Source organism: Enterococcus sp. S53, from assembly GCF_016516865.1.
Classification (GTDB): domain Bacteria; phylum Bacillota; class Bacilli; order Lactobacillales; family Enterococcaceae; genus Enterococcus_D; species Enterococcus_D innesii.
In genome coordinates this window covers 38,032-59,589 of record NZ_JACVUH010000013.1, presented here as the reverse complement: position 1 = coordinate 59,589, position 21,558 = coordinate 38,032, and the positions used below count along the sequence as shown (strand labels likewise).

Below are 21,558 nucleotides of genomic sequence, written 5' to 3'. Positions count from 1 at the left end.
AGGCCTGATTACAAGCCAATAGGAATTCCTCTTGGCTTTTTCTTTTGGCAACCCCAAAGCAGCGACAGCAGAAATCCCTTGTCGTTCCGCCATTTTCCTGAGCTGCAGCAAGGCGATTTTGCCTGTAAAAAACACGAGAAAACCTAGGTTAAATATTTTTTCTCGAACGAAGCCATTTATCGAACTCCGTCACGAGTAAGACGACCATCCCAGAAGCTGCTGAGATGACCCAGCCAATCAAGGACATGTCCTCAGTATGAAAGGCGCTTTGCATAAATGGAACATAGGTCAATAACAGTTGCAGAACCAGCATCACCCCAATGATCACGAACGCTTTTGGATTGGTGAAGGAAGCATTAGAAAACGCTGGTGCACTGGTACGGATGTTGAACAAATAGAAAATCTTACTCAAGACCACGATATTGACCATCATGGTACTAGCAACGGCTTCGCTGACGCCTTGTAGCAAGAGCCAGTCATGGGCGATCAAACTGATGACTGCCATCAAGATCGACACATACGCCATCTGCCAAATATCGTGACGATTCAACAATTTATTGCCTGTCTTTCGCGGCTTGCGGCTCATGATCCCAGACTCTGCTGGTTCAAAGATAAACGCAAACTGGATCGTAATAGCAGAAACCATGTTGATCCACAGCAGTTGTGTCGCCTGCAGCGGCAATTCTTTTTGCATCATGATCGTAAAGGCAATGATCAGCCCTTCGGCAAAAGATGTCGGCAACAGAAACAGAATGCTCTTTTTGATGTTGTCATAGATCCTGCGTCCTTCGCGAATCGCTAAGGACATGGTACCGAAATTGTCATCGGTCAAGATCATATCAGCAGAGTCTTTGGCTACATCCGTGCCGCTGATCCCCATCGCTACACCGATATCCGCCCGCTTCAACGCAGGGGCATCGTTGACCCCGTCCCCTGTCATCGCCGTGACTTTGCCTTTGGCTTGCAGCGCTCTGATAATGTCCAATTTATTTTTCGGCGTGGTTCGTGCAAAGACTTGATTCGTCAAGGCAGCATCTTGAAATTCAGCTTCACTCATCTGATCCAACTCGGCCCCAGTCACGACGTGAATCTCATCCGCTAAGCCAAGCTTTTCCCCAATCGCTTTGGCGGTCAGAGGGTGATCCCCAGTAATCATTTTCACTTGAACACCGGCTTGGTTCATTTCCTTCAGGGAGGCAATCACTTCTTCTCGCGGCGGATCGATGATCCCGGCGATCCCTAGTAATTGTAGCCCTTGCTCAAAAATCGTTTCATCAATGTGATCAATCGAAACTTTCTGATAGCCCACCGCTACCACTCGTTTGCCTTCTGCCGACAAGCGGCGAACATGACCTGTCCAATAGGCTTCATTAAAAGGTGCCGCTTGTTTTTGCACCATTTCAAACAATTTATCTGGGGAGCCTTTAACAAATAACAAGCGTTCCCCCGCAGGGTTTGCCACTAGTTTCGCCATGTAGCGGTTGTCCGAATCAAAGGGTAGCATATCCAGTTCTTGGTAAGCGGGTGCTTGCGGATAGGCAAATTGCTTATGATACAGCGTCAAAAAGGAGCCGTCTGTTGGTTCTCCATTGATCGTCCAGTGATTTCCTTCTGGCACCAATACCGTATCGTTGGCTTCGTAGCCAGCTTCCAAAAACAACTGCAAGATGTCTTGCGTGCGAACGTCCTCCTGCTTTGGACGAATCACGCCCACCGGCGCATAGCCGTCACCCGTCACTTCGTATTCCTGCTCAGCCAATACGATGTCTTTAACTGTCATTTCATTTTTGGTCAGGGTACCGGTCTTATCCGTCGCGATCACATCCACTGAGCCTAGCGTTTCAACCGCTGGCAGTGTTTTGATGATGGTGTGCTTGTTTTTTGCCATATCACTGACACCCATCGCCAAAACCACCGAGGTCGTTGCGGGCAATCCTTCTGGGATCGAACCGACGATCATGGTGACGACGGCTAAGGACAAGACAGAGATCGCATAGGTTTGCTGGAACAAACTGACGATAAACAGCAAGACTGCCACGCCCATGATCACATAGGTGATGCCTTTCCCCAGTCCATCGATCTCTTTCATTAACGGCGTTTTTCGTTCTTCTGTTTGGTTGACTTCTGTGGAGATTTTCCCGATCTCAGTCGTGGCGCCGGTAGCAATCACGATCCCTTTCCCGCTTCCTGACGTCACGGAAGTTGAAGCAAACGCCAAATTCCGTTGTTCTGCTAATGGGGTTGCTTCATCCACTAAGGCATCTGTTATTTTTTCCACCGAATCGGCTTCACCAGTCAAGGCGGATTCTTGGATACGCAAGTTATCGGCTTCGATGATCCGCAGATCCGCAGGCACATTGTCGCCGGCTTCTAAGAATACGACATCCCCCGGAACGACTTCGGCAGCTGGAATATCTTGACGAATCCCATTCCGATAGACCGTGGCTTCTGCTGATAGCATCTCTTTGATCCGCTCTAACGCATCGGAAGCATTGGCTTCTTGGTAATAACCGATCAACGCATTGACCAGTACGACGATGCCAATGATCACGGCATCAGAGAAATGCCCCATCAGCAGCGTTAAGATGGCAGAGAAAATCAAAATGTAGATGATCGTGTTATGGAATTGCCGCAGCAGCAACCGCCACTTGGCGGTTTTTTTGACCGCTAATTGGTTCAATCCGTAGGTTTCTAACCGCTCGGTTACTTGCGCCTCATCTAATCCTTGATCGATAGAGGGCACCTGATACTGTTCGATTGTTTCTGACACTGATAATTGAAACTCTTTTTTATTCATTTATTCTTCTTCCTTTTCTTTTTTCATTGATGGATAACACAAATAAGCCCCTTATTTAGAAACTGCTCCTAAATAACGCGCTGTTGTTGGTCTCCTATTCAATTAAAAAGTAAGGTAAGTCAAAATAGTGTTTCTGCTCACCGTCACTCGAGTCGCTTGACATTCGTTTACCACCCCCTCTAAAGTTAGCAATAAGCGTAACAAACTATTTTTCCAAAGTCAAGAGTCATCGCTTTCATAGCAATGAAGGGGCATCTCAAAGTTTTTACGAAAAAAAGCCGCACGACAACGATTCATTGCCGTACAGCTCCTTCAGTACATTCTCTTCAAGCCCAAAGGCTCGCCTTAAAGCTGATCCAGTGCCTCACTGATGGGTGTTTCCCCAGCTTGGACTTTGATGACTTTTTGATAGGTTGCTGGACGTTCCAGCATTTCACCTAACAAGACGGCGACATCCTCGATGGGGATCGCACCAGAGGTCGTTTCACTGATCTCGATCAAACTAGATCCTGGAGTTTCTTTCAACGCACCCGGCTGCAAAATCGTATAGTCTAGTGCGGTGTTGTCGATCAGCCAGCGATCAGAGAAAAACTTGGCGATCGTGTAATCCATCAATGACGCCATGCCTTCCCTTTGCCACTGTTCAGGTTCTAAGGCATAGGCTGAGCTAAGGTGGATGTAGCGTTTGATTCCTTTTGATTCGGCGGCTTGCATCACTTTGACGGCACCATACAGATCGGATTGCAGCAAGTCTTTGCCTCGGGAACCCGCCACGAAGTATACCGCTTCCGCATCGGCGAATTTGGCCGCCATCTCTTCCGGTTCCGTGTGTAAATCAAAGAACACGGGCTTGATCGTCTCCGTTTCTGTGATTTTCTCACTGCTGCGCGCACCAGCATAAACGATGTGTCCTTGTTTTTCTAGAAAGGCGATCAATTTTTGGCCCACCCGTCCGGTAGCACCAACGACAAAAATTTTCATTTTCTTTGCTCCTCTCGTTTCTTTTTCCAACTCTTACTAGTATCATCGTAGGACAAAAACCAAGATCCAACAACTATTCTGTTCCTAAAAAAAGGGAAAAAGGCACAGCACAAACCAATTCTTGCTGTTTTTCCCCATAGAAACCCATGTTTTTAAAAAAACACCCAAAAAAATGAAAAAAATTTTCTCAAACGATTGACAAAGCCTCGACTCTTTTGTAGACTAGGTAGAAATAATTTAAATATTTAGAAAATTCCAAATAAAGAAAAGGACGGTGGCGTATATGACCCGCACCAATGTTAGCAAACGAATTATTTTATTATTATAGCCGGGACTGTTTGATTTTATACATTCAAAGAGTCCCTATTCACATTGCATCCAAAAAGAAGAACAGCTTCTTGAGATGGAGTGTTTTTTTATACCCATTTTCAAGGAAGCGACCTTTTACAAACTGACACATTGATGTCAGATAGATCCGAAAACGCTCGTTGAACAACTGCTGCCGATTCCCCGCGGTTATGCACTGCACTTATTCTAAAGACCCCTTCTGTTTGAACACTTGATTGGTCAAGCAGAAAAAGGAAGGATGATTTTTTCTTATGAAAACCGTCAACACGATCGCTGCTTTTGTAAACAAGTATTTGATCTACATCATGATTTTATTGATGATCGTCTCTTATTTCTTCCCGCAACCCTTCTTATGGATTCCGCCTCGTACAACGATTCTTCTGAGCATCATCATGTTTTGTATGGGGATGACTTTAAACGTTGCTGCTTTTAAAATGGTCGTCTTACAGCCTAAAGCATTCATCTTAGGAGTGCTTTTCCAGTTCACCATCAGTCCTTTGGTGGCTTACGGCTTAGCGCAGCTGTTTGGTCTTTCTTCCGGTTTGATCATCGGGTTTGTCCTACTAGGTTGCGTTTCTGGTGGAACCGCCAGCAATGTCATGACCTTTATCGGCAAAGGCGATGTCGCCCTCACCGTTTCTATGACCACGGTATCGACCTTGTTAGCGACCGTCGTTACACCCTTTTTAGTTTACGTCTTGGCTGGTCAGTATACTGAGATCTCTTTCTGGGAAATGCTCTTGTCTGTCTTGCAGATGGTGCTTTTGCCGATCATTTTAGGGGTAATCGTCCACAAACTCATTGCCAAGCACATCGAGCGATTCCTACAATCATTTGTGTTGATTTCTTCCGTTAGTATCTTATTGATCGTTGCCGGAACTGTCGCTCGCAACGGCGCCGTCATCGTCCAATCTGGCTTGATCGTAATTTTCTTAGTCTTGCTCCATAACTTGATCGGCTACGGCGCAGGCTATGGTCTGAGCCGTGTGATGGGCGTCAGTGCCACCCAAGCCAAATCCATCATGTTTCAATTAGGAATGAAAAATACCGGCCTAGCGATCTCGTTAGCTAATGCCCACTTTGCCGCCATTGCTGCAGCCGTTACCCCTGCCGCAGTCGGCATGGTGATCCATCAAATTACCGGACCAATTTTAGCCAATCTCGTGGCCAAGAAAGAAGGAAAACAGTATGAGTCAAAGTATCTTTTTGCCAAACTACACAATCGGGGCGGACGCCTACGAAAAAGTAAATGACATCGTAAAACCATACGGCACCAATGCCGTGATCATCGGCGGAAAAACCGCCCTTGAAAAAGCTGAAGACAAGATTAAAGCCGCTTTAACGTCAGCAGTCCAAGTGACGGATACCTTGTGGTACGGCGGCAACTCGACCTATGAAAACGTCGATCAGCTGTTAGCTACTCCAAGTGTCCAAGCCGCCGATGTTCTATTCGCCGTTGGTGGCGGCCGCGTTTGCGATACCGTCAAAGTGGTTGGGGAAAAAGCTGGCAAACCAGTCTTCACCTTCCCAACGATCGGCTCCAACTGCTCACCAGTCACCGCGGTTTGTGTCATCTATAAAGAAAACGGCGAGATGCAAGGGTTGTTTTTCCCTTCGCAACCGCCGACCCATGCCTTTATCGACAGTGAGATCATCGCCCAAGCCCCCGACAAGTACTTATGGGCAGGAATCGGCGATGCCCTCTCCAAAGAGATCGAATCGACATTTTCAGCGCGGGGCGATCAGTTAGATTACACCGATGGGTTAGGCATCCAAATCGGCAAAATGTGCACGGAACGCTTATTGCAATACGGCACACAAGCCTTGAAAGACAGTGCCGCCAATCAGCCGTCTTATGCCATTGAGCAAGTCGTCTTGGATATCATCGTAACCACCGGCTTAGTTTCCGTCTTAGTCATCAATGATTACAACTCCGCCCTTGCTCATTCCTTTTACTACGGAACGACCGTTTTGGAAAAAATGGAAGACTATTTACACGGCGCATCCGTTAGTTACGGCGTTTTGGCCTTGTTGCAGCTCGATCAGCAAGAAGCCCTCTTCCAGCGCATCTACGCCTTTATGAAGGAAAACAAACTGCCGGTTTGCCTAGCGGATATGGGCCTTAACGACACCAGCGATCTTGAGGCAATCTTAGACAAAGCAATGACCACCAATGACATCGTCCACGTGCCTTATGAGATCACGCGAGAAATGTTCAAACAAGCCATCCTAGACGTGGAAGCCTATCATGCCAAACAAAACCAAGCAGCATTGGCAGCTGCCAATTAAATGAAACCCTCCAGCAACGAATTGCTGGAGGGTTTTTGTATGGCTTTTTTCGCTTCTTCGTACTTGTCCTCCTTCTTCTTTCTTACATGTTAAAAAACATGCAATCGTTTACTTTGATTTATTCTTAAAAACTTATTACTATTTTAGTATAACAAAGGAGGAGATTGGTTTGGAATTGGTTTATTTATCTGGGTTGTTTTTGGTCATTTTCTTGTTGTATTTCCTGGCAAAGAAAAATAATCGCATCAAACAGCTGTTTTCGAAGATCACGATTACTTTTCTGTTTATTTACTTGGTTTGGCGTTTATTTTTCACGATCCCGATTGATAGTTCTGCTTCACTAGTATTTGGGATCATTCTCTATATTGCGGAAGTCATTGGTTTATTTGTCTATGGCTTTTTTGTTTACCTTTTTTCCAATAAGCTCTCAAAAGAATACCGCTACGAGGGGGATGAAGCAGAAGAATTCTTGCCAAGTGTCGCCGCTTTTATTTGTACTTACAATGAAGACATCAAGCTGGTGATCGCCACAGCATTAGCTGTCAAAGCCTTGAAATACCCCAATAAAAAAATCTATATCTGCGATGATGGCCATCGAGAGGAACTAAAAGAAATGGCCGAGCGAATGAATCTCGGCTATTTGACCCGCGAAGGAAATGCCAATGCCAAAGCTGGGAATATCAACTATGCCTTGTCCCAAACCAGCAGTGACTTGATTTTGCTTCTGGATGCTGACTTTATCGTCAAAAAGAACATTATTTTTGAAGCTGTCGACTATTTCCGCAATCCTAAAGTCGCATTGGTGCAATATCCACAAACATTTTATAACAAAGATCCCTTTCAATTACTGCGCAAATCCATGTACAACGAACAGGAATTATTCATGCGCTTTCTAGAACCAGCACTTTCTCGTGAGAATGCTTTGATCCATATCGGTACCAATGCCATCATTCGTCGCAGTGCCCTTGAAGAGATCGGCGGCGTTCCTACCAGCAGTATCACCGAAGATATGGCGACCGGGATGCTTTTACAAGACGCCGGCTATGAAACGATTTTTATCAATAAAGCCTATGCCTTGGGGATCACTCCTTACACTGCCAAAGAGCTGACCTCACAACGGACTCGGTGGGCGCAAGGAACGAAACAAATTTTTGACCACTTCAAACCGCGCCGGTTAAAAGGGTTGTCTTTTATGCAAAAACTTTGTTATTACAACTCCTATTTGTATTGGTTTACCTCTTTCCAAAAAATCATCTTTTTATTGGCACCAACCTTATTTATGGTTTTTGATATCTTTATCGTCAGAAGCAACAATCACCAATTATTGTTGTTCTTTTTACCGCCTTTCATTATGATTTCCCTGTCGTTTCGGCTGTATGTCCCTAAGATCAGGAACCTGACAAGTTCCCACATCTATGATTGCTTTGTCGCTCCTATCCACACTGGGGCATTGATCAAAGAATTTATGAAATCACAGAAAAAATTCAACGTGACCAAAAAAGAGATCGTCGGCAGCAACGCCTTTGATTGGCGAACTGTCTTGCCCCACATCATCCTCTTTACTTGGATTTCCTTTGCCTGTCTGGTAGCTGGGTATCGTTTGTACCGAGGAGAAGGCTATGAATTCGGCTATATCGTGACCTTGATTTGGTCGATCTATAACCTCTATGGCTTGTTTTATGCCATTTTGATCGGGAAAAACCGTTTTATCGAAAGTGATAGTGAAGCCTTGAGTATCGCCATCAATCGTCAGCTTTCTTATGATGCGAAGACGTTCGAAATGTATCAAATGAGTTTCAATGGCTTCCGTGTCCGGACTCATCCCGAGCAAATCTTCGTACCAGGTGAAAGTTACGTCTTTTACGATGATAAGCGTCGCTTCACTATCAATTCGATTTGTCTAGAGGATCATGGCTCCTATGTGACTTTTGCCTTCAACAATCTAACACCGCAATCTGCTGAAGAGCTTGCCAGCTACTATAGCGACCAGCTTAATGCTGCCAAACAGTTAGAATTTGATATGGAGGAAGAAGTCGCAGAAATGAATAGTTAGTCCCGCCCCCTTTGTCGCAAGAGACAAGGGGGCTTTATTGATTCCAGAAAGCTCCTCGAAGGGTTGTTCCCCATCTTATGATGCTTGTCTTCCTTTAGATAACACTCTGGCATTTGCTACACTCTTTTCCAATGATCATTGATTGAAAGAGCCAGAACAGAATCTAGACGATTTCTCGATGGCAATACTTTTAAAGCCTTTAGAAAATATTAAAAAGTCTGCTTTCCCTATGACCTGATTGAGCTGATGCGGTTGCCACTGCTCACACATTTGTGAATAAAAGCGCATGAAAAAGCAATCCTTGTTATACTTATAAATAACACGAAGTCCATAGTAAAAAGCAGGAATCCTCATGATCCGTTACAAACGATTTCGCTTTGCTCGTTTAGGCGCTCTTTTGGTGCTGGGCTTACTCCTCACTGGCTGCAGTGCGGATACGGCACCGATTGAAGAACAACCGACTACCGACACGGTCACTCCTTTTGAACCAGCGGTTTCCTATGAAACTTTTCCATTGCCGCAACCAATCTTAGATGGGGAAACCAGTGTGGCGGAAGCTCTCTTCGAGCGGCGCTCGCAACGGGATTTTCAAGACACCGAGCTAACACAAGAACAGCTGGCACAGCTTTTATGGGCCGCTGCCGGTGTCACTACAGAAGATGGTCGCCGGACAGCGCCTTCGGCTGGTGCCTTGTATCCCTTAGACCTCTATGTCGTGGTTACACAGGTAACGGGGCTTGAGCCAGGGCTTTATCTGTATCAACCTGAGCAACATGCCTTAGCAAAAGTTCTTGCCGGCGATTTTCGGACCGCATTGGCGGAAGGTTCGTTGGATCAGCAAGCGATCCAACGAGCACCTGCTACATTGCTTTATACAGTGGTTTATGAACGACTGATCGAGCGCTATGGGGACCGAGGAATCGAACGTTATGCCTATATCGAAGTCGGACATTCCGCCCAAAACGTCCTTTTGCAAGCCCAAGCGTTAGGATTAGGCGCTGTGCCGATCGGCGCCTTCACGGATCATGAACTCAAAGAATTATTACAACTGCCGACGGAAAATGAACCCCGCTATTTGATTCCAGTGGGGGTTATTGAGTAGGGCTACTGAATAACAGAGCCCATTTTCGTGGGATTGTCAGTCTTTCATTAGAAAATGGCAACTGGCAAGGTTGATTTTCCCAGCAAAACTAGTACAATCGAAAAACCACCTGCAAAAACAGCAGGTGGTTTTTCTCTTTGCTTACAGTTTGTATGCCCGGACTTCTTCTGGTATTTCTTCTAGCGGTAGCTCTTTTACTACCGCTTCGGTGCCTGCTGCCATTGCTGTATCGTAGTACCAGCATTTGTATTTGATCGTATTCATGGTTTCTTGCAAGGCTGCCATTTGCTTTGTGACTTCTTCCAAGCGTTCATGAAACAGCTGCTGCCGTTTCTGCAAAGACGCATCGCCTTCCTCGCCCCAATCCAAGAAATTCTTGATGTCTTTGATGGGCATGCCGGTATTTTTTAAACAATCGATCACTTTGATCGTCGCTACTTCTTTTTCTGAAAACACCCGAATGCCGCCATTACTACGGGCCATATTCGGAAACATTCCCTCTCGATCGTAGTAACGTAGTGTCGAGATGGGAATATTAGTTGTTTTTGATACTTCACCAATCGAGTAACTCACTTGCATCGCTCCTAAAAAAATTTTGTTTATCGCTTGACCTAAACCTAACTTCAGGTTCTACAATTAAAATACACCGCAAGCACTGTACTGTCAATCACCTATCGTTTCACAGGTTTGGCATTGGCAGTAGCAGGATTCGATGAAAAAAATCATTCACTGGAGGAAAGACAAATGTCAGAAATCAAAGAGAAAGTTATCGTAATTATGGGAGCCTCTTCAGGAATTGGGGAAGCAACCGCCGTTAAACTAGCCGAACAAGGGGCAAAAGTAGTAATCGCCGCCCGCCGTGAAGAGCGCATCAAAGCACTGGCTGAAAAACTAGGAGAAAATGTCTTGTATCAAACAGCCGATGTCACCAATCGCGAACAAGTCCAACAAGTCATTGATTTAGCCATGACCTCCTTTGGTCGGATTGATGTCCTTTTCAATAATGCTGGCATCATGCCTCAAGGAAACTTAGCAGAGTTGAACTATGACAGCTGGCAAAAAATGCTGGATATCAATATCATGGGGGTATTGAACGGGATCGGCGCTGTGCTGCCCATCATGCAAAAACAACAAGACGGCTTGATCATCGCCACTGACTCAGTTGCCGGACATGTCATTTACCCAGGTTCTGCCGTGTACAACGGGACAAAGTTTGCAGTCCGTGCAATTATGGAAGGCTTGCGCCAAGAAGAACGTGAACATGGCATTCGCTCAACCATCGTCTCTCCGGGAATGGTCTCCACGGAATTGTTTGAAACCGTCGGTAATGCTCAACTAGAAGCAGCCTTGAAAGAAACCTCTCGCGTAGAAGGCAACAGCCTAACGCCAGAAGATGTAGCAAATGCAGTGGTTTATGCCATTCAACAGCCCAAACATGTGGCGATCAGCGAAGTCTTGCTGCGCCCAGCAAAACAAACCGTTTAAGCTATTTCTACTAGCCCGTGAAACCTGCGACCGCTTGATGCGGCCACAGTTTTTTTTGTCGTCAAATCCCGCCGTTTCCCTAGAAAAAATTGCTTGGTTTTCTTGTGACACCCACTTGTCCGAGTAATGTAAACCAATGGTTGCTTTATGTAAACGACTAGGTTCTGTTACTACGGGGGAAATTTTTTTATACTTAGTATAAAGCTTCCGTATAAAACGACCAATCAGAAACGAACCTGCCGTTTTTCTCTTTTTATGAATAGCCGAGCATGATTGATATCCCGCCTTCACCGTTGACTTGCAAGTATTATTAGCTGTCCTCTTTTAGTACTTGCTTTTTATATAAGAATGGAGTGAGTGTATGAATGTGAAACAGCTGCTCGTCATTGCCGAGCAACGAAGAAACATCACGAATCAGAAATTGACCTATGCCGAAAATTTCTTGGCTGCCGGCTACTCCGCTGCCGAATTGCTGGCAGACGAAACCTTTCTTGAATTAGAGCGAAGGGAAACCCAACTAATTGCAGAACGCAATGCTATCTTTTACGAAGAAGTCAGCCACAACTAATCCACCTGTCCAATTGTAGGCAACGAAAAAGCGAAGGCTCAGCAGCACCTTCGCTTTTTTCTATAATAACTTGAGCTTGCGATTTTCTAATTAATTCCTTCACCATTTGATTGAATCACTTTTTTGTACCAATAAAAGGACTTTTTCTTATAGCGAGCCAACGAGCCAGTACCATCGTCATGCTTGTCTACATAAATAAACCCGTAGCGTTTTGCCATTTGTCCAGTTCCTGCTGAAACAAGGTCGATGGGCCCCCAAGAAGTATATCCGATAAGATCGACGCCATCAGCAATAGCATCAGCCATTGCCTTAATATGGCTTCGTAAATAGTCGATACGATAATCATCCTCGACTGTATATTCACCATTTTTTTCAATGAGGGTATCTATTGCACCTAACCCATTTTCGACCACCATCAAGGGAATTTCATAGCGTTCATAAATTTGATTTAACGCGATGCGCAATCCTAATGGATCGATTTCCCAGCCCCATTCACTCGCTGTAAGATGCGGATTTTTAACCCCATTGAAAAAATTCCCCGTTTGCTTTTCGGCTTGATCATTTACTTTAGTCACAGTAGAAGATTGGTAGTAAGAAAACGTATAGAAATCAACAGTGCCCTCTTTCAGTACTTCTAAATCTCCTGCTTCGATAGTAAGATCGATCCCTCTATCTTGCCAAAACTTTTTAGCAAAATATGGATAGCGACCTTTCACTTGAACATCACCACAGTAAAAATTACTGATATTAGTCATCTCTTGTGCGAAACGAATATCCTCTGGATGAGAAGACAACGGATAAATCATTCGATAGGCAATCATACAGCCCATTTGCAAATTTTTGTGTAGACTTTTTGCGTACTTGATCACTCGGGCACTTGCAACGAATTGGTGGTGGAGCGCCTGAAACCGCTGCTGGCTGTTATCGATATTTTTAGTATTCAAAAAATCATCAATATCCTTTGGATACATTCCTCCTCCTAAATACGTACCCACCCCTACATCTCTGGATAAAATATTGATTTCATTGAACGTCAGCCAATATCTCACATCATCTTGATAGCGATCAATGACCGTCTTGGCGAATCTTTCATATGCTTCAATCATTTCTCTGCTTTCCCAGCCATTAAACTGCTTTGTCATTTCTATCGGTGATTCATAATGAGACAATGAGACCATCGGTTCTATCTCGTACTTCTTTAGTTCTGCGATAAGACCATCGTAAAACTTTAACCCTTCTTCATTTGGTACTTTCTCTAAACCGGTCGGAAAAATACGAGTCCATGCGATAGAAAAGCGATACAGCTTAAATCCCATTTCTGCAAATAAAGCAATATCCTCTTTGTATCGATGAAAATGATCAATCGCCTCATGACTTGGATAAAAAGCACCTTCTTCAATTTCTGTGGTGATTCGCCGAGGCGTGTTCACATCGCCTCCCAGAAGCAGATCACTGATTGACATTCCTTTGCCGTCCGCTTGATACGCTCCTTCTAATTGATTGGCAGCTGTCGCCCCACCCCAATAAAATCCATCTGGAAATTTTGCTTTCATTTTTTCCCCTTCTTTCTTCTAAATAATTGTTACTAATTTATTCGAGTAATCAATCAATTCATCGTGCTCAAAAAATACCGGTTCATTCTGATTGTTCATAAAAATCAAAACAGAAGTTGGATCGTAGCCTTTAGACTTGATAAAATCAATATCAACACGGGCTAGCAAATCACCCGCCTTTACTCGCTGACCTTCCTCAATAAAAAGTTCAAATCCCTCTCCATCCAGTTTCACTGTATCTAATCCAATATGCAGTAACATTTCTAATCCATTATCATGTCGCAACCCGATGGCATGTTTTGTTGGAAAGACAGTTGTTATCGTGCCTTCAATCGGTGAATGGAATTCTCCTGACACAGGATCGATCGCCAGCCCTGGTCCCATTTGTTCGGTGGCAAAAACCTCGTCAGCTACTTCACTCAGCGGCAAAATGCTGCCACGGACGAAGCCTTGAATCAATGCTTCTTCAGCCGCTGTTCGTTTTTCTGAAGCAATCGGTGAAGGCTTCTCCAACGCTTTCATATCTTCTTCAATACTCTCTTCAAAACCAAAAATGACTGTCAAAACAAATGATATCGAAAAAGCTAACGCCAATGTTATGGCTGCTTTTACAATATTAGAGGCATCCTCTCCGAAAAATACCGGCAAGGTCAAAAGCCCTGGCGATCCGAATGAATAGCGGACTAGTCCGCTGATACCCGCATAAAAACCAGCAATTCCACCTGAGATCATCACATAAATCAGTGGTTTTTTCAGTTTCAAGTTAACCCCGTACAGCGCAGGTTCCGTGATACCAGACAGCGCCGTGATGCCGCTAGAAAAAGCAATTTGTTTCATCTGTTTATCTTTGGTTTTAACAAATACCCCAAAGGCGGCACCCGCTTGCGAAATGTTGCTTGCTAACATACCTGGTCCTTGGACGATTTCAAAGCCTACGGTTGAAAAGGAGACTTGCGCAATCGGAGTCAAAGCCGTGTGCATACCAACCATTACTAATAAAGGCGTGAAGATGCCCATCAGTGTCGGCACGAGCCATGGAACAGTCACTCGCAGATAATCCACAACAAAGAACAATCCATCTCCAAAAATCGCGCCGATGGGTCCTAAGATCATCAATGCGAGCGGAGCCATGATGATCACGATAAAAAGCGGCTTCAACATGGTTTTTAAAACACTTGGAATGATCTTTTCAGATAAACGATCAACATAACTCATAACCCAGACGATCAAGATGATTGGGATAACCGTTCCTGAATAAGCGGCTTCACGTATCGGAAGCCCAAACAGCTGCATAGAAACATCCGAGGCAACCAGACTCTGAAATGTTGGATGTAATAAGACGCCTGTGATCCCCAATGCTAAATAAAGATTGGTTTTAAATTGCCGTGCCGCACTAGCCGCAATTAAAAAAGGTAAAAAGTAAAAGGCGGCGTCTCCAATCATATTGATGATTTGATAATTTAAACTTTCTCTACTCAATCCCAAAAGGACCAGTAGAGCTAAAACCGCCCGAATTAAACCAAATCCGATCAATGCTGTAATGATTGGCGCCATTACACCAACAATATTTTCGACGATTCGTTTCACAAGTCCGTTTTTAGGTGTATCTACAGCTTCATCACTGTTTTTTTCCGTGATTTTATACTGATTGATTACAGTCGAATAGTAATTTCCTACTTCTCCGCCAATCACAAATTGTACTTCATCTCCAGTCAATTTGGTCCCTAGTACTCCTGGAATTTCCTTCGCCTGTGCTTGATTGAATTGCGTGGTATCTTTTAACTGGAAGCGAAGGCGAGTTGCACAATGATAGACCGCGTTAATATTTTTCTCTCCACCGATCGATTGAATGATTTTGTCTACTGATTCTTTCTTTTTATCAATCATTTGGTTCACTCCTCATTTTGTGATAGTAATAGTCTATTAATATGAATAGCTAAATATGCAATTTCTTCTTCAGTGATTGGTTTCTCATAGATTTCTTCTAAAGTCCGTTTTATTCGCTGACTATAGGCCATCGGTTCTTGATACAGCGTAGAGACTGTCTTTATTAAAACTGCATCATTGTTTAACATCGTGTTCGTTAAATAGCGTTCTGCAAAAAATTTGGCATGTGTAACCAGACGCTCATAGTGCAGACTGTGGCTATCCAATTTTTTCTTCACCAACATTTGTACAGACTTTAAAATATTTGTCACGATTTTTGTGATTTGGATAGCATTGGCATGAATTGCTGAGCGACTATTTCCGTTAATGATATGGAAAGTAATGTTCGCTGCTTCTTGTTCATTCAAAGAAACACCAAGTGCTTTTTCAATAATGGCAACACCTTTTTGAGCAGCCTGAAATTCTTCAGGATAAAATCGTTTGAACTCCCAATACATTGAAGAAGTCATAATGACATTGTCTCTGATCCTCTCGACAGTAAAATAAATATGATCGGTCAGTGAAAAGAGTGTATTAGCAGATAATTCCGTGTTTAGATATTTCTCCGCTTCTTGGATGACTTCATATGCTAGCTCGATATACTTTACAGGTACATTGTTCATAAACGTGATCAAGGACTCCATTCGATTATCTTCAATCGGAAGATAGAATTTAGAGATTTTCTCTTCCGAAATCAATTGACCTTTCTTTTGCTGATAACCGATACCTTTGCCAAAAGCAATAACATCTTTGTTGTCTTTTTCAACAATAATAACGTTTACATTCAAAACTTTCTTAATCAAATACATGTATTCTTCCCCTTCCTCCTTTCTGAGCGTAAAAAAAGGCATAATAAAATCAAATCTGCGAACCTTCGCAAAATTGATTTTATTATGCCTTGCCTGCCGTACAGTCACATACACATAAAAAAAATCACTATTTATTTCTTAAATTAATCATAGCATCCAAAAAAAGAAAACGCAATCATTTTTTATGTACAAAAAACCGCAAAATAGGTATTTCCCTTCTTTTGCGGTCAGCTTCGAATCTTACATCTAGATGACAAGCAGACTCTTTCAAACGAAATTAAATCGTAACACTGTCAAAAATCCCGCTACTTCTTCACGATCAGCTGAACGGCTTGATCGATTTTCTGCTTTTGGGTTTCCGTGTCGCTGTCTGGATTTTCCAAACAATTTTTCAAATTTTCAGCGACAATGATCCCCATAATACGGTTAACACTGGAACTGACGGCGGACAATTGCGTGATGACATCGACGCATTCTTTCTCGTCTTCGATCATTTTTTGAATCCCCCGCAACTGGCCTTCGGTTCGTTTTAACCGATTCAAAATATCTTTGTTGCATGCGGTCATCGTTTGATTTCTCCTCTCCATGCTGACATGCCGCCGAGGACATTGGTCACTTGAAACCCTTGCTGGCTCAAAAACTCAGACGCCATTTGCGAACGAGCCCCTGAATGACAGATGACATAGTAATTTTTATCCTTCTCTAAGTTGCTGATTTGTTCCGTAAGCTCGCTCAACGGTAGGTTTTGTGCTGTTTTGATGTATCCTTGTGCAAACTCATCAACTTCTCTAACATCAAGGATCTCAAGTGGTTCACGTTTTTCTTTTTGGGTAAATTCCTCCATAGATATGGCTTTAATCATGAATAATCATCTCCGGCTTAATAGTATTATACAACGAAAAGGCACCATCGAGGTTTTGACAATTGATGCCCGCTTGTTTTAAGATGCGTTCGGCAATGTAGCTTCTCAATCCGCTATGACACGTAACGACATACGAAACGCTTGGATCCAATTCAGACAACCGATCCCTCAATTCATCTAACGGAATGTGGAGCGCTTGTTGAAAACGTCCATTATTGGCTAATTCCATTTCTGAACGAACATCCAACAACTGCTTACCGTTTTCTAAGGCCTCCGTCAATTCGTGCCATTGGATATTCGCACTGATTCCTTCCGCCAGATTGATCGCTGCATAGCCAATCATATTCACTGGATCTTTGGCTGAGCCAAAAGGCGGTGCATAGGTAAATTCCAGTTCAGGCAAGTCAAAGATCGTTAAGCCGCCTTTGATCGCTGTTGCTAAAATATCGATCCGTTTATCGACCCCTTTGGCACCGATGCCTTGCGCACCGTAGATTTTTCCAGTATCAGCATCAAAAATCAATTTCAAATAAATATCCGTCGCATCAGGATAATACCCAGCATGGTCTTTGCCTGAAAGATGAACCACCTGGGGATTTAGCCCCGCCAGTTTGGCGCTGCGCTCACTCAACCCAGTAGACGCTGCGGCAAGATCGAATACGCGCACGATCGCCGTCCCAATACTGCCTTTGTTTTTGCGAGTCAGTCCTCCCAATACATCCGCAACTTGCCGACCTTGGCGATTGGCTGGTGACGCCAAGGAGATCAGCGTGTCTTCGTTAGTGATTTGTTGTTTCACAACGATGGCATCTCCCACCGCGTAAATGTCTTTCTTGCTGGTTTGGTATTGCTCATCTACCAGGATACCCCCCCGGTGTCCCAATTCAATACCAGCACGTTTCGCCAAATTCGTTTCTGGTTGGATACCTACCGAAAGAATCGTGACGTCTGAAGCTAGGACCGTGCCATCCTCCAGAACGATTTCTTGCCCTGCTTTTTCAAAAGCGGTCGCTGACTGCGAGGTCAAAACTTTGACTCCTTGCTTGATCAATTCATTTTTGATATACGCAGCCATTTCTTCGTCCAAAGGTGGCAATACGTGGGGTGCTTTTTCTACGATCGTAACTTCGAGGCCTTTTTTATGTAAATTTTCAGCGACTTCTAACCCAATAAACCCAGCGCCAATGATCGTCGCTTTTTGAGGCTTTTTGTCTTCAAGATGCGCCATGATTTGGTCTAAGTCAGGAACATTGCGCAAAGAAAAGGCATTGGTTGCTTCTTCTAGCCCTTTGATCGCCGGTACTAGCGGTTTTGCCCCCGGTGATAAAATCAACGCATCATAAGATTCCGTGAAGACCTGTTCGCCATGTTTGACCGTCACCGTTTTCTCCTCTGGCTCGATCGCCAGTACCTCATGAAAAGGTCGCACATCTAAGTTGAACCGTTTTTTTAATGCTTCAGGTGTTTGGACCAATAAGGCGTCTCGCTCTTTGATCTCACCAGAAATAGCATACGGCAGCCCACAATTCGCAAAAGAGACAAAAGGACCTTTTTCAAAAACAATGATCTCCGCTGCTTCTTTAAGTCGACGTAAGCGCGTGGCTGCCGACATTCCCCCTGCTACCCCACCGACAATAACTATTTTTTCCATCGTTACTTTCCTCCTTTGGTTGTTCCCCGCCATTGATTCATGCCACCGCGAACATTGACCACATCAAAACCCTTTTTATTTAGGATTTTGGCTGCTTGTTTGCTTCGAATCCCTGATTGGCAAATGACTGCCAGTTTCTTGTCACCTTTTTTAGTAAATCCAGCAATCTTATTTAACGGTACATTTTTGGCGTAGGCAATGTGTCCGCTGCGGTACTCCGCCGGCGTGCGTACATCCAGAACCGTCCATTCTTTGGCTCCTTCTTTTTGTAAATCAGCTGTTGACATACTTGGTATGCGCTTAAATAGTGAAAACATTTCTTGCTCCTTTCGTATACCCATTGGGGTATATTAAACAAGATGTTTCCCTATTTGTCAACTAAGTGAATTACTTTAAGAAAAGAAACTTGCTGTTGCGTTGGTCCCCATTCGATAAACTGTCATGTGTCGGACATGTACCAATCAAGCAAGAGGAAAAAAAGCCACATATTTCCTTCCCCTCAGCCTCAGTGCTATAATAAACAAAAAGATATGCAGTAAAAAATAACACACTACAAGGTCACTTCGTCAAAGACGTTTTTCACGACCTCAGAATAAAAACGATGCTCCTCTCAAAAAAACAGCAGATAAAAAACGACGCAAGCACCACTTTCCCTTGATTTATCAAGAAGCAAGCCCTGCTTTCTTGGAATCAGCGTGGGTTTCGACTATGCTTAAGTCACATCAGCGAAAGGAAAAAAAGATGGAATTTGGCGAAAAAATCAAAGAAGTACGCACAAGAAATAACTTGACCCAAGAACAATTTGCCACTCAACTACACGTGACAAGACAAGCCGTTTCGAACTGGGAAAACAATCGCAATCTACCAGATTTAGAAATGTTGATTGCCATCGCCACGATTTTTCAACTCTCGCTTGATGAATTGATTTTAGGAGGAACTCAAGTGAACAAGATCACTGAAAAACTAATCAAAGACGGCAGCGAGACTCGACGCGCCAAACTCAATTTGATCACGACCTTGATCGGAACATTTTTACTACTATTCGGCTTTGCCTGCTTCTTCATCAAAGCAAGCTCCGTGGAATACATCGATCAATCCGGCATTTTACATGAAAATTTCTATCTAATCCCCGTAGGATTTTTGTTCCTATTGGCTAGTTTCGTAGTATTTGCAGGAACCGGGATCAATTATTTTCGAGCTGCTAGAAGAAAATAACGCAAAAAACTCGATTCCAATTGATGGAATCGAGTTTTTTCTTTTGTTCACTATCTTCCTTCAAAGAATCGGAACAAACAAGCCACTGATTTTTTCTTTTGTTTTCGTCAAAAGGCTTCTGGCTTGCCATTTTTCTTTTTCTACTAATTTTGCATGAGCTAAGTCTTCCATAAATTGCTGATTTAACTCTGTGATTATTTTAGACGGACCATAGATGAACATCGATAACTCATGGTTAAGGTAAAAACTACGAATATCAAAATTTGTTGACCCGATCGTTGCAGCAAACTCATCGACGATCATATATTTACAGTGAATAAAAGCAGTCTCATCATAGGTGTAGACTTCGACGTCGGCAGATAATAAGTCATCAATAAACGAATTCGTGCCATGAAAAGAAATTCCTCGATCCCCTTTTCCCGGCACGGTCAATTGCACGTTGATCCCGCACCGTGCTGCTCTTCTAAGCGCACCTAAACTTTCTTCATCAGGAATAAAGTAAGGCATGGCGATCTTAATCGAATCCGTTGCCTTTCCAATGAGATCATTAAAGGAATCCTTAATGATTCGCTCGCTATCATAGGGTCCGCCGTAGATTACCTGAACGATTTCCGAACCGCTTTGAACGTCGGTCTTCAACGGAAAATACGTAGCTGTCTGTGTCAAAAAATGAGTGACCGTTTCTTCCGTCTCATCAAGAAAGAGCCAATCATAAATAAAGCACTCTTGAACTTCTAGAACAGCAGGTCCTTCTATCCGGATGTTTGTGTCTCGCCAATAAGAAAACTTACTGCCTCGCCCACTATATTCATTTCCAATATTCATGCCTCCTGTATGTGCAATCTCCCCATCAATAACGACCATTTTACGGTGATTGCGCCAGTTCGCTTTATTACTTAGCCAAGGCGAGTTCAACAAATCATACGTGCGTACCTCTACCCCATTCTTTCGCATCATTAATAACAATTGATTAGGAAAGGCGATCGACCCCACGCTATCATACATAAACCGAACTTCCACCCCTTGTTTGGCCTTTTCGACCAAAACATTTGTCAGCTCCTCCCCTGTTTCATCCCCTTTAACGATATAAAAAAACACATGCACATGATGCTTGGCTTTTTTGATATCTTCTAACAAAGAAGCGAACGCCTCAGTGCCTTCGTTTAATAGGGTCAGATGATTATTAGTTGTGGGATACTTGCCCGAAAGATGAAAAATCTCATTGGAGAGATCATGTTTCTCATGAATGATCTCTGAATGTTCTTGCAGAATAGCCGAAACCGTTCGCTGCACTTCCCGTTCATTTTGTATCTGCTGTTTGGGCAATTTCCTTAATCGAGGTTCGCGGCCAATTAAATAATACAACATGACTCCTACAATCGGTAAAAACAATAAAGCTAAGATCCAAGCAATCTTCGAAGTTCCATCCCTTTGATCAAAAACCACTAAGTAGCCACAAAGAAGAATCGCCAAAATTTCAATGGCCTGCCAAGCATAAATCATTTGATTTAAAAAGAGAATTAATCCAACCGTCACAAGTATCAGTAAAATCGTTAAAATTTTATATTGCTGTAATTTGTTTTTGATCATCCTTCACTCCATCCAAATATGCGCTTATTAATAAATGCTAAAGCAAAAAGCCTCACTATATAATATGATTATATACGTTCTCGTTACGCAAATGTAACTCATTTCATCCCCAACTACTCATTTTTTACCTATTATTTATTAAGAAGAGACGATTTGCAGAAACGATACAGTAAATGACAAGCGCCTATTCAAATCGGCGCGCAAACTAAAGAAAACCCTGTAAGTCCCTCGACTTGTTGCAACAGCAGTTTTCTTTGCGCAATCGCCAAATTTGAATAAATCCCATCTTTCCATTACTATAAACGAAATCCGATCGTTTTTGCACGGTT

At 43.4% G+C, this 21,558-nt stretch carries 18 protein-coding genes; 7 read left to right on the top strand and 11 right to left on the bottom strand.

Features of this window, described 5'->3' with window-relative positions; translation table 11 throughout:
• Nucleotides 1-148 precede the first annotated feature (148 nt).
• A complete protein-coding gene (locus IAE45_RS14430) occupies nucleotides 149-2,797 on the bottom strand; it encodes an HAD-IC family P-type ATPase (protein WP_200126685.1) in 2,649 nt (882 codons plus the stop codon).
• Nucleotides 2,798-3,142: 345 nt separating this feature from the next.
• Entirely contained in the window at nucleotides 3,143-3,778 is a 636-nt protein-coding gene (locus IAE45_RS14425; RefSeq protein WP_123833958.1) for an NAD(P)H-binding protein, read from the bottom strand.
• Between the two features lie 599 nt (nucleotides 3,779-4,377).
• Here IAE45_RS14425 and IAE45_RS14420 point away from each other — a divergent pair.
• The 4 genes from IAE45_RS14420 to IAE45_RS14405 all read left to right on the top strand — a co-directional run bounded on the left by IAE45_RS14420 (nucleotide 4,378) and on the right by IAE45_RS14405 (nucleotide 9,570).
• Nucleotides 4,378-5,379, top strand: coding sequence for a bile acid:sodium symporter family protein (locus IAE45_RS14420; RefSeq protein ID WP_008380241.1), 1,002 nt, complete (start codon nucleotides 4,378-4,380; stop codon nucleotides 5,377-5,379).
• Nucleotides 5,315-6,415 (top strand): iron-containing alcohol dehydrogenase family protein, encoded by a 1,101-nt coding sequence (locus IAE45_RS14415; RefSeq protein WP_200126687.1) that lies wholly within the window; start codon nucleotides 5,315-5,317, stop codon nucleotides 6,413-6,415. Before IAE45_RS14420 ends, IAE45_RS14415 begins: the two co-directional genes overlap by 65 nt.
• Before the next feature lie 169 nt (nucleotides 6,416-6,584).
• Complete coding sequence (locus IAE45_RS14410) at nucleotides 6,585-8,468, top strand: glycosyltransferase family 2 protein (protein ID WP_200126689.1); 1,884 nt, start codon at nucleotides 6,585-6,587, stop codon at nucleotides 8,466-8,468.
• Between the two features lie 352 nt (nucleotides 8,469-8,820).
• On the top strand, nucleotides 8,821-9,570 hold the full coding sequence (locus tag IAE45_RS14405; RefSeq protein WP_081119230.1) for a SagB/ThcOx family dehydrogenase: 750 nt from the start codon (nucleotides 8,821-8,823) through the stop codon (nucleotides 9,568-9,570).
• A gap of 141 nt (nucleotides 9,571-9,711) precedes the next feature.
• Here the strand turns inward: IAE45_RS14405 and IAE45_RS14400 are convergent, their stop codons facing one another.
• Nucleotides 9,712-10,149, bottom strand: a complete 438-nt coding sequence (locus IAE45_RS14400) for a MerR family transcriptional regulator (RefSeq protein WP_077454108.1) — start codon at nucleotides 10,147-10,149, stop codon at nucleotides 9,712-9,714.
• A 165-nt stretch (nucleotides 10,150-10,314) separates the two neighbouring features.
• On the opposite strand from IAE45_RS14400, the gene IAE45_RS14395 reads away from it, so the two are divergent.
• Together IAE45_RS14395 and IAE45_RS14390 are read left to right on the top strand one after the other, a co-directional pair.
• Nucleotides 10,315-11,055, top strand: coding sequence for an SDR family oxidoreductase (locus tag IAE45_RS14395; protein ID WP_200126691.1), 741 nt, complete (start codon nucleotides 10,315-10,317; stop codon nucleotides 11,053-11,055).
• Between the two features lie 361 nt (nucleotides 11,056-11,416).
• Nucleotides 11,417-11,623: a hypothetical protein gene (locus IAE45_RS14390; RefSeq protein WP_008380254.1), complete on the top strand. Its 207-nt coding sequence runs from the start codon at nucleotides 11,417-11,419 to the stop codon at nucleotides 11,621-11,623.
• A gap of 86 nt (nucleotides 11,624-11,709) precedes the next feature.
• Here the strand turns inward: IAE45_RS14390 and IAE45_RS14385 are convergent, their stop codons facing one another.
• From IAE45_RS14385 to IAE45_RS14355, 7 genes are all read right to left on the bottom strand, one after another.
• Entirely contained in the window at nucleotides 11,710-13,176 is a 1,467-nt protein-coding gene (locus IAE45_RS14385; protein WP_077454105.1) for a glycoside hydrolase family 1 protein, read from the bottom strand.
• A gap of 18 nt (nucleotides 13,177-13,194) precedes the next feature.
• Nucleotides 13,195-15,063 (bottom strand): beta-glucoside-specific PTS transporter subunit IIABC, encoded by a 1,869-nt coding sequence (locus IAE45_RS14380; RefSeq protein ID WP_077454104.1) that lies wholly within the window; start codon nucleotides 15,061-15,063, stop codon nucleotides 13,195-13,197.
• Nucleotides 15,064-15,068: 5 nt separating this feature from the next.
• Nucleotides 15,069-15,911 (bottom strand): PRD domain-containing protein, encoded by an 843-nt coding sequence (locus IAE45_RS14375; RefSeq protein WP_200126699.1) that lies wholly within the window; start codon nucleotides 15,909-15,911, stop codon nucleotides 15,069-15,071.
• Between the two features lie 305 nt (nucleotides 15,912-16,216).
• The gene (locus IAE45_RS14370; RefSeq protein ID WP_005230585.1) at nucleotides 16,217-16,477 is read right to left on the bottom strand and encodes a metal-sensitive transcriptional regulator; all 261 of its coding nucleotides are present in this window, start codon (nucleotides 16,475-16,477) and stop codon (nucleotides 16,217-16,219) included.
• Entirely contained in the window at nucleotides 16,474-16,773 is a 300-nt protein-coding gene (locus IAE45_RS14365) for a rhodanese-like domain-containing protein (protein ID WP_200126701.1), read from the bottom strand. Before IAE45_RS14365 ends, IAE45_RS14370 begins: the two co-directional genes overlap by 4 nt.
• Nucleotides 16,766-18,424 (bottom strand): FAD-dependent oxidoreductase, encoded by a 1,659-nt coding sequence (locus IAE45_RS14360; protein WP_200126703.1) that lies wholly within the window; start codon nucleotides 18,422-18,424, stop codon nucleotides 16,766-16,768. The genes IAE45_RS14365 and IAE45_RS14360 overlap by 8 nt, the downstream gene beginning before the upstream one ends.
• Before the next feature lie 2 nt (nucleotides 18,425-18,426).
• Nucleotides 18,427-18,741 carry a rhodanese-like domain-containing protein gene (locus IAE45_RS14355; RefSeq protein ID WP_200126705.1) on the bottom strand — a complete coding sequence of 105 codons (315 nt, stop codon included), beginning with the start codon at nucleotides 18,739-18,741 and terminating at the stop codon, nucleotides 18,427-18,429.
• A 424-nt stretch (nucleotides 18,742-19,165) separates the two neighbouring features.
• Here IAE45_RS14355 and IAE45_RS14350 point away from each other — a divergent pair, with 424 nt between their 5' ends.
• Nucleotides 19,166-19,639 (top strand): DUF3955 domain-containing protein, encoded by a 474-nt coding sequence (locus IAE45_RS14350; RefSeq protein ID WP_052533231.1) that lies wholly within the window; start codon nucleotides 19,166-19,168, stop codon nucleotides 19,637-19,639.
• Nucleotides 19,640-19,699: 60 nt separating this feature from the next.
• Here the strand turns inward: IAE45_RS14350 and cls are convergent, their stop codons facing one another.
• On the bottom strand, nucleotides 19,700-21,229 hold the full coding sequence (gene cls, locus IAE45_RS14345; protein WP_200126707.1) for a cardiolipin synthase: 1,530 nt from the start codon (nucleotides 21,227-21,229) through the stop codon (nucleotides 19,700-19,702).
• Between the last annotated feature and the right edge of the window lie 329 nt (nucleotides 21,230-21,558).

Coding starts and splice junctions, on each gene's coding strand:
- IAE45_RS14380 (WP_077454104.1), bottom strand. CDS start 15,063: ATGATTGATAAAAAGAAAGAATCAGTAGACAAAATCATTCAATCGATC.
- IAE45_RS14405 (WP_081119230.1), top strand. CDS start 8,821: ATGATCCGTTACAAACGATTTCGCTTTGCTCGTTTAGGCGCTCTTTTG.
- IAE45_RS14360 (WP_200126703.1), bottom strand. CDS start 18,424: ATGGAAAAAATAGTTATTGTCGGTGGGGTAGCAGGGGGAATGTCGGCA.
- IAE45_RS14350 (WP_052533231.1), top strand. CDS start 19,166: ATGGAATTTGGCGAAAAAATCAAAGAAGTACGCACAAGAAATAACTTG.
- IAE45_RS14415 (WP_200126687.1), top strand. CDS start 5,315: ATGAGTCAAAGTATCTTTTTGCCAAACTACACAATCGGGGCGGACGCC.
- IAE45_RS14400 (WP_077454108.1), bottom strand. CDS start 10,149: ATGCAAGTGAGTTACTCGATTGGTGAAGTATCAAAAACAACTAATATT.
- IAE45_RS14430 (WP_200126685.1), bottom strand. CDS start 2,797: ATGAATAAAAAAGAGTTTCAATTATCAGTGTCAGAAACAATCGAACAG.
- IAE45_RS14395 (WP_200126691.1), top strand. CDS start 10,315: ATGTCAGAAATCAAAGAGAAAGTTATCGTAATTATGGGAGCCTCTTCA.
- cls (WP_200126707.1), bottom strand. CDS start 21,229: ATGATCAAAAACAAATTACAGCAATATAAAATTTTAACGATTTTACTG.
- IAE45_RS14390 (WP_008380254.1), top strand. CDS start 11,417: ATGAATGTGAAACAGCTGCTCGTCATTGCCGAGCAACGAAGAAACATC.
- IAE45_RS14385 (WP_077454105.1), bottom strand. CDS start 13,176: ATGAAAGCAAAATTTCCAGATGGATTTTATTGGGGTGGGGCGACAGCT.
- IAE45_RS14370 (WP_005230585.1), bottom strand. CDS start 16,477: ATGACCGCATGCAACAAAGATATTTTGAATCGGTTAAAACGAACCGAA.
- IAE45_RS14365 (WP_200126701.1), bottom strand. CDS start 16,773: ATGATTAAAGCCATATCTATGGAGGAATTTACCCAAAAAGAAAAACGT.
- IAE45_RS14355 (WP_200126705.1), bottom strand. CDS start 18,741: ATGTTTTCACTATTTAAGCGCATACCAAGTATGTCAACAGCTGATTTA.
- IAE45_RS14420 (WP_008380241.1), top strand. CDS start 4,378: ATGAAAACCGTCAACACGATCGCTGCTTTTGTAAACAAGTATTTGATC.
- IAE45_RS14425 (WP_123833958.1), bottom strand. CDS start 3,778: ATGAAAATTTTTGTCGTTGGTGCTACCGGACGGGTGGGCCAAAAATTG.
- IAE45_RS14375 (WP_200126699.1), bottom strand. CDS start 15,911: ATGTATTTGATTAAGAAAGTTTTGAATGTAAACGTTATTATTGTTGAA.